Origin of the sequence: Paractinoplanes ferrugineus (assembly GCF_016862195.1) — a bacterium.
GTDB classification, from domain to species: domain Bacteria; phylum Actinomycetota; class Actinomycetes; order Mycobacteriales; family Micromonosporaceae; genus Actinoplanes; species Actinoplanes ferrugineus.
On record NZ_BOMM01000016.1, the window covers coordinates 126595 to 141467 of the forward strand.

Below are 14873 nucleotides of genomic sequence, written 5' to 3' on the forward strand. Positions count from 1 at the left end.
CGCGGGTCAGCGGTCCCGGTCGGAGGCGATGTCCTCCTGGTAGGTGGCGCCGCCGTCGGACTCGCTGGTCAGGACCCGGGCCCCACCCTCGGGCGGGCCGGCCAGGGACTGTTCGCCGGCGGCCAGGTGGGGGAACTTCTCGTCGAAGGCGGGCCGCTCCGAGCGGATCCGGGGCATCCGGTCGAAGTTGCGCAGCGGTGGCGGGGACGAGGTCGCCCACTCCAGCGAGTTGCCGTGGCCCCACGGGTCGTTGACGGTGACGACCTGGCCGGCCCGGTAGGAGTGCCACACGTTGTAGACGAACGGCAGAGTGGCCAGGCCGAGCACGAAGGAGCCGATCGTCGAGATGGTGTTGAGCGTGGTGAAGCCGTCGGACGGCAGGTAGTCGGCATAGCGGCGGGGCATGCCCTCGGTGCCCAGCCAGTGCTGCACCAGGAAGGTGGCGTGGAAGCCGAGGAACGTCAGCCAGAAGTGAATCTTGCCGAGCCGGTCGTCGAGCATCCGGCCGAACATCTTCGGGAACCAGAAATAGATGCCGGAGAAGACCGCGAAAACGATCGTGCCGAACAGTACGTAGTGGAAGTGGGCGATCACGAAGTACGAGTCGGACACGTGGAAGTCGATCGGCGGCGCCGCGAGCAGCACGCCGGACAGCCCGCCGAACAGGAACGTGACCATGAACCCGAGGGCGAACACCATCGGCGTCTCGAAGCTGAGCTGGCCGCGCCACATGGTGCCGATCCAGACGAAGAACTTCATCCCGGTCGGCACCGCGATCAGGAAGCTCAGGAAGCTGAAGAACGGCAGCAGCACCTGACCGGTGACGAACATGTGGTGCGCCCACACGCTGAACGACAGCGCGCCGATCAGCAGCGTCGCCGCGACCAAACCCTTGTAGCCGAACACCGGCTTGCGGCTGAACACCGGGATGACCTCGGTGACGATGCCGAAGAACGGGAGCGCCACGACGTACACCTCGGGGTGTCCGAAGAACCAGAACAGATGCTGCCAGAGCATGGGCCCGCCGGTCTCCGCGTCGAAGACGTGGGCGCCGAGCACCCGGTCGGCGGCGAGGGCGAACAGCGCGGCCGCCAGGAACGGGAAGATCATGATCACCAGCAGACTGGTGACCAGCATGTTCCAGGTGAAGATCGGCATCCGGAACATGGTCATGCCGGGAGCGCGCAGGGTCAGGATGGTGGTGATCAGGTTGACCGCGCCGAGGATGCTGCCCAGACCACCGACGGCCAGGCCGACCACCCACATGTTGCCGCCCATGCCGGGTGAGTGCAGCGAGTCACTGAGCGGGGCGTAGGCGAACCAGCCGAAGTCGGCGGCGCCGCCGGGGGTGATGAACCCGCTGGTGGCGAGGATCGCCCCGAACAGGTAGAGCCAGTAGGCGAACGCGTTGAGCCGCGGGAACGACACGTCGGGGGCGCCGATCTGCATCGGCACGATGTAGTTGGCGAACGCGAACACGATGGGTGTGGCGAAGAACAGCAGCATGGCGGTGCCGTGCATGGTGAACAGCTGGTTGTACTGCTCCGGCGACAGGAACTGCATGCCGGGGCGGGCCAGCTCGGTACGCATGAGCAGGGCCATCAGGCCACCGATCATGTAGAACACGATCGAGGTCACCATGTACATGAGCCCGATCTGCTTCGCGTCGGTGGTGCGCAGGATCCGGGTGAGCGCCGATCCTCTGACCTGGGGCCGGACCGGTTGCGGCCGAGCCTTGATCGGACGGGGGGCTACTGCGGTCATGCCGGCTCCTCGAAGGTTGCGCTCAGCGAACAGTTGCGCACCCTCTGTTATATTCTTTCAACCCCCCTAACCGCATGATTTCCGCGCAAACCGCCGTGCGTCGAGGCACCCGCAAGGAGCCGCGGAAGTCATGGCCCCTTCTTCAGCGACCGCCGGCCCCTGACCAAGGGCCGGCACAGCTCCGGGAGCGGGTCGTGCACTCCCCCGCCAACCGCCGCATGACCCCTTCTTCACTGAAAGGGGCCTCGGGCGCTGTCGAGACCCCTTTCCGTGAAGTTGTCGAGCCGTTTCCCATACAACGCCTAGCTGATGGACGTCGCATCCAGCATTCGGGAACACCCGCACTGCTGGTGGCCAGTCAGCTCGTGAGGCCACTCGCAGCCCGTTCAGCATCCTAGGAGGCTAGGCTCAATGGTGGGGCGGACGGCGCGGACGGCGCGGACGGCCGACCCCGCGAGCCGGGCCGGGCTGTACTAGCGGTCCGGGGGCGTCCAGAACGGGTCTCGGCCGATGAACCCCAACAACCGCGTCCGGGAGTCGGCGTCGGCGGGGACCGGGACGGGTGGGCCGTACTGGCCGGAGGCGCGCATCGGCTCCGCCATCGGGATCATGCCGTCGACCAGGAGGGCGCTGAAGGCCTCGTCCAGGCGGTCGTCCTGGCCGGTGGCGCGGGCCCGGTGCCACCGACCCCGGTGAGCTGCTGCGCCGGGCCGACATCGCGATGTACGCGGCCAAGGCCGGTGGCCGGCCGTGGCGGCGCTACACCCCCGACCTGGACGAGGGCTCCGACGAGAAGGCGCAACTCGGCGCCGACATCCGGCACGGCCTCGACACCGGCCAGTTCAAGCTGGTCTACCAGCCGATCGTCACGCTGCCCGAGGGCCGCACGGTGGCGGTCGAGACGCTGGTGCGCTGGGTGCACCCGACCCGCGGCATGGTCAGCCCGGTCGACTTCATCCCGGTGGCCGAGGAGAGCGGCCTGATCGTCGAGCTCGGCGAGTGGATCCTGCGGGCCGCCTGCCGGCAGGCGGCCTGGTGGAAGGACACGCTCGGCGACCAGGGCCCGCTCTACGTCGCGGTCAACGTCTCCGCCCGCCAGCTGGCCGAGCCGGACTTCGCCCGTACCGTCGCGGCGGTCCTCGCCTGGTCGGGCATGCCGGCCTCGATGCTGACCGTGGAGATCACCGAGACCGCGGTGTTCGCCGGCGGTCAGGCCGTCGAGACCGTCAAGGCGCTGCGCGAGCTGGGGGTCAAGATCGCCCTCGACGACTTCGGCACCGGTCACTCGTCGCTCGGCCTGTTGCGGACCCTGCCGATCGACTGCCTCAAGGTCGACAAGCAGTTCGTCGACACGGTCACCATGGCCGGCCCGTACTCGGTGATCGCCCAGGCGCTCATCCAGGTGGCCGAGGGCCTCGACCTGGCCGCCGTGGCCGAGGGGGTGGAGACCGCCGAGCAGGCCGCCGAACTCCACCGCATCGGTTACCGCTTCGCCCAGGGCTTCTACTTCGGCCGGCCGGTCGACGACCCGTTCCCGGCCGAGGTCGCGGCGGTGGCTCAGCCGCCCGCATCGATGCATGTGCAAAAGCATGTCTATTTGCACGGGACTCGGGGCAAGTAGAAAAGCGTCCCGCGGTCGGGCCGCCACCCGGCCGCGGGGCGCCTCCCCCCGCCACGCGCCGCCCCGCTGTCGTGATGCCGACCGCCCCGGACCGGCCGCAAGCGGGAGAATGCGGACCGACGCGGCGGTTGACCCGGGTCGACCGGGCCCGGGTTGGTAGCGTCGCAGCCGCGTGACGATCAGGTCAGCGGCGGAGCAGGCGAGGCAGCGCGAGGAGTCGGCATGGGTCTCTGGGACAAGCTCAAGGGTGAGCTGGTCGACATCATCGAGTGGACCGACGACAGCCGGGACACGATCGTGTGGCGGTTCCCCCGGTACGAGAACGAGATCAAGATGGGCGCCAAGCTCGTCGTCCGGGAGTCGCAGACCGCGGTCTTCGTCAACGAGGGGCAGGTCGCCGACGTCTTCACCCCCGGCACCTACACCCTCACCACGCAGAACATGCCGATCCTTTCGACGATCAAGGGCTGGAAGTACGGTTTCGAGTCGCCGTGGAAGGCCGAGGTGTACTTCGTCAACACCCGGCAGTTCACCGACCTGAAGTGGGGCACGCAGAACCCGGTGATCGTGCGCGATCCCGAGTTCGGCGCGGTGCGGCTGCGCGCGTTCGGTGCGTTCTCGATGCGGGTCGCCGACGCCAAGCGGCTGCTCACCGAGCTGGTCGGCACCGATCCGCAGTTCCGCACCGAGGAGGTGCGCGAATACCTGCGCCAGCTCGTGGTCAGTCACCTGGGCAGTGCCCTGGCGACGGCGGACGTGCCGATGCTCGACCTGGCCGCCAAACAGCAGGAGATCGGCAACACCCTGGCCGGGGTGCTCACCGACGAGCTGGCCCCGAGCGGCCTCGCGATTCCCAAGTTCATCATCGAGAACATCTCGGTGCCGCCCGAGGTGGAGGCCGCGCTCGACAAGCGCACCTCGATCGGCGTGGTCGGCAACCTGGACGACTACACCAGGTTCCAGGCCGCCAACGCGATGGAGGACGCCGCCAACAACTCGGGCGGGGCGGGCGAGGCGTTCGGCTTCGGCCTCGGCATGGCCGCGGCGCAGAAGATGACGCAACCGGCGCCGCCGCCGGCTCCGGGCCCGGCACCGGCGGGGCCGCCCCCGTTGCCGTCCGCCGAGTGGTTCGTCGGGCTCAACGGCCAGCAGCAGGGACCGTACGAGGTGAGCGCGCTCGCCGCCCGCGGCGTCACCCGGGACACGCTGGTGTGGAAGAACGGGATGGCCGGCTGGGTCGCCGCCGGTCAGGTGCCGGAACTGGCGAGCGTCTTCGCCACGGTTCCCCCGCCGCTGCCGCCGCAGGCATGACCCAGAGCCAGTACCCGTGCGCCAACTGCGGGGCGAACGTCGAGTTCGCCCCGGGCACGACCGTGCTCAAATGCCCCTACTGCGGGGCCGAGACACCGCTGGTGCCGACCGGGCGGCAGATCCGCGAGCACTCGTACACCGAGTTCGCCGGGCTGCCCCGCAAGCCGATCGCCGCCCTCGCCCCGTACACCTTCACCTGCAAGGGCTGCGGCGCGATCACCCAGAGCGACAAGATCTCGGAGCGCTGCCAGTTCTGCGGTGCTCCCCTGGTCGCCGACGTGTCGGACACCGACCAGGTCGTACCCGAAGCGGTGCTGCCGTTCGGGGTCGACCGCCCGGCCCTGCGCGAGGCCCTGAAGAAGTGGGTGGCGTCGCGGTGGTTCGCGCCGAACGGCCTCAAGAAGGTCACCGAGGCGGAATCGTCGCACAGCACCTACCTTCCGCATTGGACCTACGACGCGAGCACGGTGTCCCGCTACAGCGGCCAGCGCGGCGAGCACTACTGGGTGACCGAGACCTACACCGACAACGGCGAGACCAAGACCCGGCAGGTGCAGCGCACGAGGTGGTACCCGGCCGGCGGCACGGTCGCGCGCGACTTCGACGACGTGCTGATCACCGGCACCACCAGGGTGACCGCGAAATACCTGGACCAGCTGGAGCCGTGGCCGCTGCCGGCGGCCGAGCCGTACCGCCCGGAATACCTCGCCGGCCACGAGACCCTGCGTTACGACGTCGAGCCGGAGACCGGCCTGGGCGCCGCGAAGGCCCGGATGGCGCCGGTCATCGAGGGTGACTGCCGGGCCGACATCGGCGGCGACGAGCAGCGGGTCGACGAGGTGCGGACCCAGTACGACAACCTGACGTTCAAACTGATGCTGCTCCCCGTCTGGATCGCGTGCTACCTGCATGCCGGCCGGACCTACAACATCATGGTCAACGGACGTACGGGCGAGGTCGCCGGCGAACGCCCGTACAGCGCCGCCAAGATCGCCGCCGCGGTGACCGCCGCGGTCCTGCTGATCGCCGCGATCGTCGTCCTGATCGTCCTCGACAAGCGCTCCAGCTAGGCGCTCCCTGCCTTCCCGCCACCCCCGGGGCTCCCTTGTGCTCGGCCGGTCCGCCTGCGCTGCCGCCCGGCCGCCGTCGCCGCGGGCCGCCGGGGGCCGGGCTCCGGCGGCTACATCGACGTCACGCCGCGGACGCGGTGGCCGGTGGCGACGGACTCGCCCGAGATGGCGGCGGTGCGCGGCGAGAGCAGGAACGTGACCAGGTCGGCGATCTGTGCCGGGCTGGACTCCCCGCCCCGGGCCGGCTCCACCCCGGCGGCCGGGGTGTCGGTCACGACGCCGGGGCTCACCGTGTTGACGGTGACGCCGGAGCCCGCGACCGCGTCGGCCAGGTTCTTCGCGGCCAGGATCAGGGCGGCGTTGCGGACCGAGCCGGCCAGGTTGCCGGTCAGGAACGCGTTCTGCCCGCTGATCCCGACGATCCGACCGTAGCCCGCCCCCGTCATGATCGGCAGGGCCGCGTTGGCCAGGCGCAGGAACGACACCGCTTTGGCGTCGAACGCACTGAGCACCTGCTCCGGATCACTGTGGCGAGCCGGATCGAGCGTGCGCGCACTCGGCGCCGCCGCCACCACGAGCCCGTCGAGCCGCCCGTACCGCTCGAGAACCGTCTCGAAGGCCGCCGCCACCGACGCCTGATCCTGCGCGTCGACGACGATCCCCTCCGCGACATGGCGCGACCCGACGACCACCGTGGCACCCTCCTGCTCGAGCCGCGCGACCACAGCGCGCCCGATCAGCCCCGTCCCGCCCACGACCAGGACAACCCGCCCACCCAGTTCAAGATCCATCCCTGGACGCTACTCCCACCCGGGTACGACTAGGCCGTCTGGTTGGTCGTGGACGCCTCGTGCAGCAGGCGGGCGGCGTCGGACTCCGGGACCGGGCGGGAGAAGTAGAAGCCCTGGGCGCGTACGCAACCGAGCTCGCGCAGCAGATCCACCTGCGCCCTCGTCTCCACCCCCTCGGCGATCGTGCCAAGCCGCAGGCCGGCCGCCAGGTCGATGATCGCCTTGATCAGCACGCCGGCGGTGGGGTCCGGGGCGTCCTGGGCGGGCATGAAGGACCGGTCGATCTTGACATGGTCGATCGGCAGGTCGCGGAGGTAGGCCAGCGACGAGTAGCCGGTTCCGAAGTCGTCGATGGCGACCTTGACGCCGTGCGAGCGCAACATCGCCAGATGGCTGATCGCCTGTTCGGTGACCAGGCCCGAATTGACGAGTACGCCTTCGGTGATCTCCAGGATCAGGGCCTCGGGCGGCAGTCCCGAGGTGCGCAGCACGTCCAGCACGAGCAGGCCGAAGTCGGGTTCGCGCAGCTGGCGCGGGGAGACGTTGACCGAGATCACGGTCGCGTGCCGGCGGTGCCAGCCGGCCGCCACGCGGCACGACTCGCGCAGGATCCAGGCGCCGATCGGCACGATCAGGCCGCTGTCCTCGGCGAGGCCGATGAACCGGTCCGGCGGCACCATCGGCTCACCCGCCGGTTGCCAGCGGATGAGGGCCTCGAAGCCGGCGATCCGCTCGTCGTCGAGACGGATCAGCGGCTGGTAGTACACCACGAACTCGCCCCGGGTGAGCGCCCCGCGCAGGCGCTCCACGGTGCGGGCCACGGCCAGCTGCTTCTCCCGGAGCTCGTCGTCGAACAGCACCATCCGGTCGCGCCCGGCCTCCTTGGCCGAGTGCAGCGCCAGATAGCCGTCCCGCACGATCTCCGCCGCCGGCTGGTCCCCGTCGAGTTCCCGCAGGCCGATGCTGACCGGGGCGAACAGTTCGTGGCCCTGCACCGGCAACGGCCGGCGCATCGCCTTGAGCACCCGCTCGGTGGTCGCCCACGCCTCGGTCAGGGAGACGTCCTGGAGGAACACCGCGAACTCGTCGCTGTGCAGGCGCGCCACCAACCCCGTACCGATCAGATCCCGCAGTTGATTCGCCACCGCGACCAGAAGGTCGTCGCCGGCGGCGTGCCCGAACCGGTCGTTGACGTTCTTGAAGCCGTCGAGGTCCAGCAGCAGTACGGTGCCCTCGTGACCGCCGGCCAGCGCGGCGGTGATCCGGTCGTAGAGCAGGGATCGGCCCGGCAGCCCGGTGAGCATGTCGTGCTCGGACCGGAACCGCAGCTCCCGCTGGAGTTCGGCCTCGTGGTCCAGCGCGGTCTCGAGTTCGGTGGCGCGCTCGACGGAGGTCCGGTTGAGCCGATGCATGCGCTGCACGACCAGGGCCGCGGTCAGGGCGGTCGCGGTCATCGGCACGAGGACGTCAACGATGTTCAGGTCGTCGCTCAGGCCCTCGTTGAGCAGGAAGGCGCCGGTGAGCACCGGCGTACCCACGACGGTGCCGAGGTAGAGCCCGGCCATCCCGCGCCGGCCCAGCGGACCGCCGTCCCGCGGCAGCGGCACGACCCGGCCCATCGACGGGTGCAACGCCGCGATGGCGAGCAGGCCGTTGCAGAGCACCCAGCTGACGATGCTCATCTGGGTCGGGAAGCCGGTCCGGCTGCCGTCGGTGAGATAGGCGGTGTCGGCCACCAGCCGCGCCGCGCAGGACGCCGAAACCATCCAGTAGGAGACCGAGCGCGAGTCGCTGAGCAGCAGCAGGCGCACCCCGAGCCCGAAAAGCACAAGATCAAGAAGCGGTTCCACCAACAGGTACGAGTGGGTCTCCAGCCCGCCGGGGTCGACCAGCAGCGGGTCGACGAACAGCATCCACCAGACCACCGCCGCGCAGGCCGCGATGATCGCGCTCTCGGTCATGCCGGCCGGCCCGGCCCCCGGCCGCCGATGGTTGGGGACGAGCGCCACACCGGCACACAGAATCGGGTACGTGATGCCGTAGACGATGTTGATCGCCCACGCGCTGGTGCTGATCGTCGGCAGCACCGCCGACACGATGATGTTGCCGATCAGCGCCAGCCCGAGCGCCGCGAGAATCAGCCACCAGGCGCGCGGGGCCACCGGCCGGTGCAGCCGTACCCCCGCCGCGATCGCCGCCATCGCCAGGACGGCACTGCCGAACATGAGGGCGGCGAGCCCGCCCAGCGAGGACACCATGAGCCCGACCGGAACAAGCACCACCACGACGGCAACGCACACCCACATGAGAAAAGCCGCCCGGTCGACCGGGGGCTTCCTCGACTCAAGGCCCACCCGATAACGGTGCCATGCCGGATCCCCGCACCAGGCGACTTTCGCCGGGCTGGTCGGGCCCGCTCCCCCACCCCGCGTACGCCGGTGGTCCGCTGACCCGGTTCGGCCGGCCGGCGCCCTGTCCTGCCCCGTCCTGCCCTGCCCTGCCCTGCCCTGTCCTGTCCTGGACACGTTGCGCCGGCGCGGCCTACGACGTGCTGGACCAGTTGGAGTTGAGCAACGACGTCCCCCTCGGCGAGTCCTTGACGGCCTGGCTCCGAGCGCGCCCCCTCCGCCCGCACAACTTCCCTGGCAAAGGGGCCTCCCCAGCTGTCCGAGGCCCCTTCTTCACGGAAAAGGGCTCACGGAGCGGGCTACGAGCACCGGCGCCGCCGAGGACCTGCCGCGGGCCGCCGGGGGGGGGATGGGGTTCGGCCATCTGTCGGGAAGCGTTGGGGCGGCGCGCCGCGGCCGGCCGCGGCGGGGCGGAACGGGCGGAACGGGCGGAACGGGCGGAACGGGCGGAACGGGCGGGACGGGCGGGACGGGACGGGCCCGAGGAGGGGCTGAGGAGGGGTGGCCGGCACGGGGTCGGCTAGGCGACGCAGACGCGGTTGCGGCCGGTGTGTTTGGCCTGGTAGAGGGCGCTGTCGGCGCGGGCCAGCAGCTGGCGCAGGTCGGTGTCGGTGTCGTGCAGGTGGGCGAGGCCGACGCTGATGGTCACGGGCAGGTCGCCGGCTTCGGTGGGGATCGGGGGGCCGGAGACGGCCTGGTGGAGGCGGTCGGCCAGATCGAGGGCGAGGGCCGAGGGGGTGACCACGGCGAACTCCTCGCCACCGTAGCGGCCCACCACGTCGCCGTCGGCCAGGGCGTCGCGCAGGCGGCCGGCGACGGTGCGGATCACCTCGTCGCCGACGGGGTGGCCGTACGTGTCGTTGATGCGTTTGAAGTGGTCTATGTCGACCATGATGGCGGCGATCGGCTCGTGCCGGGGGCGGGCGGCCAGCAGCAGGCGGTCGGCCTCGGCGAAGAAGTGGTTGCGGTTGAACAGGCCGGTCAGGCCGTCGGTGGTGGCCATCTTGCGGACCTGGCTGAACAGGCGGGCGTTCTCGTAGGCGGTCATGCCCTGGTCGGCGATCGCGGCGGCCATCTGGACCTGGGCCTCGGTCATCACGCCCTCGTCGCTGGCGCCGACCAGCAGGATGCCGTACGGGGCGCCGCGCTGGTCGGCGCGGTGTGCCCACCAGCAGCGGGTGGCACCGAGGATGCCGTCGAACGGGGGGCGGTCGCCCGGGAAGACGCTGCGTACGCGGGGGCCGGCCAGGCCGCGCAGGTCGGCCGGCAGGGTGCGCAGCCGGGTGCCGAGGGGGGCGGCCGGGCCGTGCGTGGCGGCGACCAGCAGGTGGTCCTGGTCGAAGGTGAGCAGGGCGGCCCGGTCGCCGCCGAGGGTGCGGGCCAGGCTGGCCAGCAGGCGGTGCATCACGTCGTCGGGGTCGAGGGAGGAGTTCTGGTCGGCCATCGCGGCCCGCAGCGTCTCGGCGACGTCGCGCTGGCGGCGGGCGGTCTGGACGGCGACCTCCAGCTGGGCGGCGCGGGCGGTTTCCAGGGAGACGGCGATGTGGTTGGTGATGGCTTTGAGGATGTCGACGTCGTCGCCGGTGAACACGCCCTTGGCGACCCGGCTGTCGAGGTAGACGACCCCTCGGAGGCGGCCGTTGAGGTGCAGCGGGGCGATCAGGATGCTACGCAGGCCGTGCACCTCGACGCTGTGCGAGCCGAGCGCCACGCCCTCCTCGCTGCCGGTCATCACCAGGGCCTCGCCGGACCGGCGGACCCGTTCGACGAGGGTGGAGCTGTAACCGGTCAGCTCGACGATGTCGTTGCCGCGGGCGTCCCGGCCGACCAGCGGGGTCAGTTTGTCGAGCTCCCGGTCGAACAGGAAGAGGTAGGCGCGTTCGGCACCGAGGATGCGCAACGTCTCGTCGAGCGCGACCCGGGCCAGCCCACGGGGGTGCAGCACGGTCGCCGAGGCGAGGCTCACCTGCTGCAGCGCCTCGAGGCGGCGCTGGAAACGGTCGGCGTCCAGCGGCGGGGCGGCCGGGGGCGGCGGCGGCTCGTCGGTGCTGAGCGGCGAGCTGTGCTGGGTCGACGTGTGCTGGGAGATGCGGAACTCGTCGGTGATCCAATGGATGCGCTGCGGCCACTGCTGCTCGACGGCGATCATCTGGGCGAGCTTGGCCTGCTGGGTGGCCGGGCCGGGCTGGTCGAGGGTCTCGAAGGCGCGGGCGCGCACCCGGGCGGCCTCGTAGGCGACCAGCGGCGCTTCGAGCGGGACCAGGGCGGCGTCGATCCCGGAGAGGATGCGGACGGCCTCGGCGGGACGGGCGCGCAGCAGTTGCAGGTCGGCGCGGGCGACCAGGTGGAAGGCCCGCAGCGGCTTGGTGTCGGCCATCCTGCCGAGGGCGTCGACGACCCGCTCGGCGGCGACGATGTTGCCGCCTTCGCGGCACTGGGCGAGCCGGCCGAGGGCCTCGTAGACGTAGTAGACGCGCTGTTCGGGGACCATGGCCGCGGGTTTCAGGCCGAGTGTCGCGAACTCGGTGGTGAGCTGTTCGAACGGCTCGCCGAGCTCGCCCCGTTCGACCAGGGCGACCATCCGGGCCCCGTACAGATTGATCAGTTGCATCGGGTTGTCGGGGTTGGCCCGCAGGAACCGGCGCAGCGCCTCGATCTTCTCCTCGGCCTCGTCCCGGCGGCCGCGCTGGGCGGCGATGACCGCGCCGACCGCGCTGATCGCCGCGCCCTCGGCCTCGGCGCCGGGGCCGAGGTGGGCCCGGCCCCGCTTGTACCAGACCTCGGCCTCGGCGGTGCAGCCGCGTTTGAAGTACTTCATGGCCACGGTGGAGACGCCGGTCAGGTAGTCGCCGAGCTCGAACCAGCGTTCGTGCTCGATCAGCGCGCGGTTCCAGATGTTGGCCTCGTCGTCACGGCCGGCGAGGTGGCTGCCCGCTCCCCGTTTCCAGGCGACGTAGGCGACCAGTTGCGGGTCGCCGAGGTCGGCGGCGACCGCGGTGGCCCGGTCGAAGAGGAAGGCCGCCAGCCGGGGCCGCCGGGCGACGTCGGCGATGACGCCCAGACCGGCCATGTGCTGCGCGTACTCCCGGCCGGGGCCGAGCCGGTTGATCGGGTAGAGGGCGCGCAGGCTCAGGGTGGCGCGCATGGCGCGGCGCATCCGCATGGACAGCGCGAGGGTGGCGATGTCGAAGAGGACGGCCTGCTGGCGGTAGCGGTCGCGGTCGCGGCCGCGCGCGGTGCCGAAGCCCAGCTTGGTGCGGCCGACGAGCAGGCCGAGCAGCACCGACCAGAGGGTGGTCAGGATGAGGCCGGCCTTGCCGCGCGGCAGCGGCGCGCCCAGCTCGGCGAGGCCGCGGCGGACCGCGTCGAAGGCCCGGTCGGGGTTCCAGGAGCTGTTGTGGACCATGGCGATCTGGGCCCGGATCTCGGCGCGGCGCAGTTTGTCGGACTCGCCGCGCAGCGCGTCGTCGAGGTGCCGCAACGCCTCCACGAAGCGGCCGGAACGGGCGCACGCGACGCCGAGCGCGAGCTGGAAGGAGGCCTGCGGGGTGACCCCGGCGCCGGCCGCGGCGGCCGCGGCCACCTCCAGGAACTCGCGGGCCTGGGCCGGGGCGTGCTCGCTGAGGGCGAGCCGGCCGGCGGCGTAGCCGGAGAGGTAGACGCGTTTGGGGTGGCGGTCCTTCTCGCCGAGGGCGTAGTGCCGGGCGATCGCGTAGACGTACCGCGGGTCGTCGGGGGCGGCCGCCTCGAGGACCTCGGCGATGCGCTGGTGCAGCTGCCGCATGACGTCGGCGTCGAGGCCGACCAGCAGCGCCTCGCGGATGCGGTCGTGCAGGAAGCGGTAGCCGTTGCTGCCGGTGGCGGTGACCAGCCGGCGGGACTCGGCCTCGGCGAGCATCGAGCGGGCCCAGCGCGGGTCGATGTCGCAGACGGCGGCGACCAGGTCGGTCGGGAACGAGCGGCCCCCGGCGGCGGCCGCGACCAGCAGGCGGCGGCTGTCCGCGCCGAGGCCGTCGATGCGCTTGAGCACCAGGTCGATGGCGTCGCCGGTGACCTCCAGGCGGTCGAGGCCGGCCTGGTCGAGCTGCCAGCCGCCCCACGACGGGGTGAGCAGGCCGGCGTCGAAGACGGCACGCACGTACTCGCCGACGGTGAACGGGTTGCCGCCGGCCCGCACGGCCAGTTCCTCGATGTGCTCGCCGGGCAGCTGGGCGGCCCCGAGCAGTTCGGCGACCAGCTCCATCGTGGCTTGCCGGTCGAGCGGGCGCAGCTGGACGCGGGTGTCGAGGGTGGCGTCCATGTCGGAGCCGAAGCGGTCGAGCGCGGCCACGTTGTCGCCGTCGTCCCGGCTGGTCGCGATGACCAGCAGGGGGGTGCCGGTGAGCCGGCTGGTGACGCGCTGCAGCACCCGCCGGGTGGAGTCGTCGAGCCACTGGATGTCGTCGATGTGCAGGACGGTGCCCTGGAACTCGTCGGCGAGTCCGATCAGGAAGGACGCCACCGCGGTGACGAACTGCTCGTGGCGGTTGAGCTCGCCGATGTCGGGGGCCGGCACGAGATCGGCGAGCAGCGGGGACAGGGTGCGCAGCAGCGGGCCACCGCGGCCGGCGGCGCGCCGCAACCGCTCGGCGGCCCGCTCCCGCTCGGCCGGGGGCAGCTTGCCGACCGTCCGCAGGAATCGCTCGACCGCACCGCGCAGCGGGGCCAGCGGCACCGGATCGTCGGGGACGCACTTGCCGTAGAGGGTGAGATCGCCGTCGGAGTCGACCGCGTCGGTCAGCTCGCGCACGAGCCGGGTCTTGCCCGCCCCGGCCGGCCCCTCGACGATCACCGCCCCGCCGTTGCCGTCGCGGGCCCGCAGCCATCGGTGGGCGAGCGTGATCACCTCCTCGTCGCGCCCGATCAGCCGTTGCGTGCCCATCGGCTGTACGCCGCGCTGGTCGGTGGCCACGATCAGGGTGGCGGCCGGGTCGTCGGCGAGCCGGTCGAGGTCGCCGAGCAGGCTCTCGCCGCTCTGGTAGCGGTCGTCGGGGTCCTTGGCCATCAGCGTGGCGACGATCCCGGCGATGGTCGGCGAGAGCCGCGGGCTGAGCTCCCGCACGTCGGGGATCGGTGCGGTGGCGTGCAGCCGGATCAGCTCGCCGGCGTCCTTGGCGCGGTAGGGCAACCGGCCGGTGAGGCACTCGTAGAGCAGGACACCCAGGGCGTAGAGGTCGGAGCGGCCGTCGACCGGGCGTTTGAGCATGCCGGTCTGCTCGGGCGCGCAGTAGAGCAGCGTGCCGGCGACGCGCTCGTCGTGCACTCCCCCGCGCGCGGCCAGCCCGAAGTCGATGAGGCGGCCGGTGCCGGCCGGTTCGACGATCACGTTGTCCGGTTTGACGTCGCGGTGCACCAGGCCGGCGCGGTGGGCGGCGGCGAGCGGCCCGGCCACGTCCATGGCGAGGCGGACCGCGGACGTCTCGTCGAGCGGGCCGCGGCGCAGCAGCTCGGACAGCGGGAAGCCGTCGATGTACTCGAGGATCAGGTAGGGCCCGGCGGTGCTCAGGCCGACCTCGAAGATGCGCGGCAGCAGCGGGTGCCCGACGTGGCCGAGCAGGGCGGCCTCGCGGCGGACCGCCGGGTAGGCCTTGACCGCGTCCGGGGCGGTCAGGACCTTCAGGGTGTAGTCGCCCCCGTGCCGGCGGACGCGGTAGACCACCGTTTCCGCCCCGCGACCCAGCTCCGAGATCACCTCCAGGTCGGAGAGTGACCCCGGCGCGGTGCCGAAGATCGCGGTCAACGTGCCCTTCCCGGTAGACGGCTAATCGGAAGCTACGCCGTTGCCTTCGGGTGATGCCAGGGATGATGCGGGATGGGGGACGATCGATTCGAGTTTCGCCAGGCTCCGGCCGGAACTTGGCACGCCGGT

7 protein-coding genes are annotated in these 14873 nt (G+C 71.5%); 3 read left to right on the forward strand and 4 right to left on the reverse strand.

The window, feature by feature from the left end; all coding sequences use genetic code 11:
* Window positions 1-6: 6 nt before the first annotated feature.
* The gene (ctaD, locus tag Afe05nite_RS11375; protein WP_203816984.1) at window positions 7-1764 is read right to left on the reverse strand and encodes an aa3-type cytochrome oxidase subunit I; all 1758 of its coding nucleotides are present in this window, start codon (window positions 1762-1764) and stop codon (window positions 7-9) included.
* 721 nt (window positions 1765-2485) lie between these two features.
* Here ctaD and Afe05nite_RS11380 point away from each other — a divergent pair.
* The 3 genes from Afe05nite_RS11380 to Afe05nite_RS11390 all read left to right on the forward strand — a co-directional run bounded on the left by Afe05nite_RS11380 (window position 2486) and on the right by Afe05nite_RS11390 (window position 5766).
* Complete coding sequence (locus Afe05nite_RS11380; RefSeq protein WP_203816985.1) at window positions 2486-3385, forward strand: putative bifunctional diguanylate cyclase/phosphodiesterase; 900 nt, start codon at window positions 2486-2488, stop codon at window positions 3383-3385.
* Between the two features lie 222 nt (window positions 3386-3607).
* Window positions 3608-4696 (forward strand): SPFH domain-containing protein, encoded by a 1089-nt coding sequence (locus tag Afe05nite_RS11385; protein ID WP_203816986.1) that lies wholly within the window; start codon window positions 3608-3610, stop codon window positions 4694-4696.
* Window positions 4693-5766 carry a TFIIB-type zinc ribbon-containing protein gene (locus tag Afe05nite_RS11390; protein WP_203816987.1) on the forward strand — a complete coding sequence of 358 codons (1074 nt, stop codon included), beginning with the start codon at window positions 4693-4695 and terminating at the stop codon, window positions 5764-5766. The genes Afe05nite_RS11385 and Afe05nite_RS11390 overlap by 4 nt, the downstream gene beginning before the upstream one ends.
* A gap of 110 nt (window positions 5767-5876) precedes the next feature.
* Here Afe05nite_RS11390 and Afe05nite_RS11395 read toward each other — a convergent pair whose 3' ends face one another.
* From Afe05nite_RS11395 to Afe05nite_RS11405, 3 genes are all read right to left on the reverse strand, one after another.
* The gene (locus Afe05nite_RS11395) at window positions 5877-6557 is read right to left on the reverse strand and encodes an SDR family NAD(P)-dependent oxidoreductase (RefSeq protein WP_203816988.1); all 681 of its coding nucleotides are present in this window, start codon (window positions 6555-6557) and stop codon (window positions 5877-5879) included.
* Window positions 6558-6586: 29 nt separating this feature from the next.
* Entirely contained in the window at window positions 6587-8857 is a 2271-nt protein-coding gene (locus Afe05nite_RS11400; RefSeq protein WP_203816989.1) for a putative bifunctional diguanylate cyclase/phosphodiesterase, read from the reverse strand.
* Between the two features lie 628 nt (window positions 8858-9485).
* Window positions 9486-14744 (reverse strand): diguanylate cyclase, encoded by a 5259-nt coding sequence (locus Afe05nite_RS11405; protein WP_203816990.1) that lies wholly within the window; start codon window positions 14742-14744, stop codon window positions 9486-9488.
* Window positions 14745-14873: the final 129 nt, after the last annotated feature.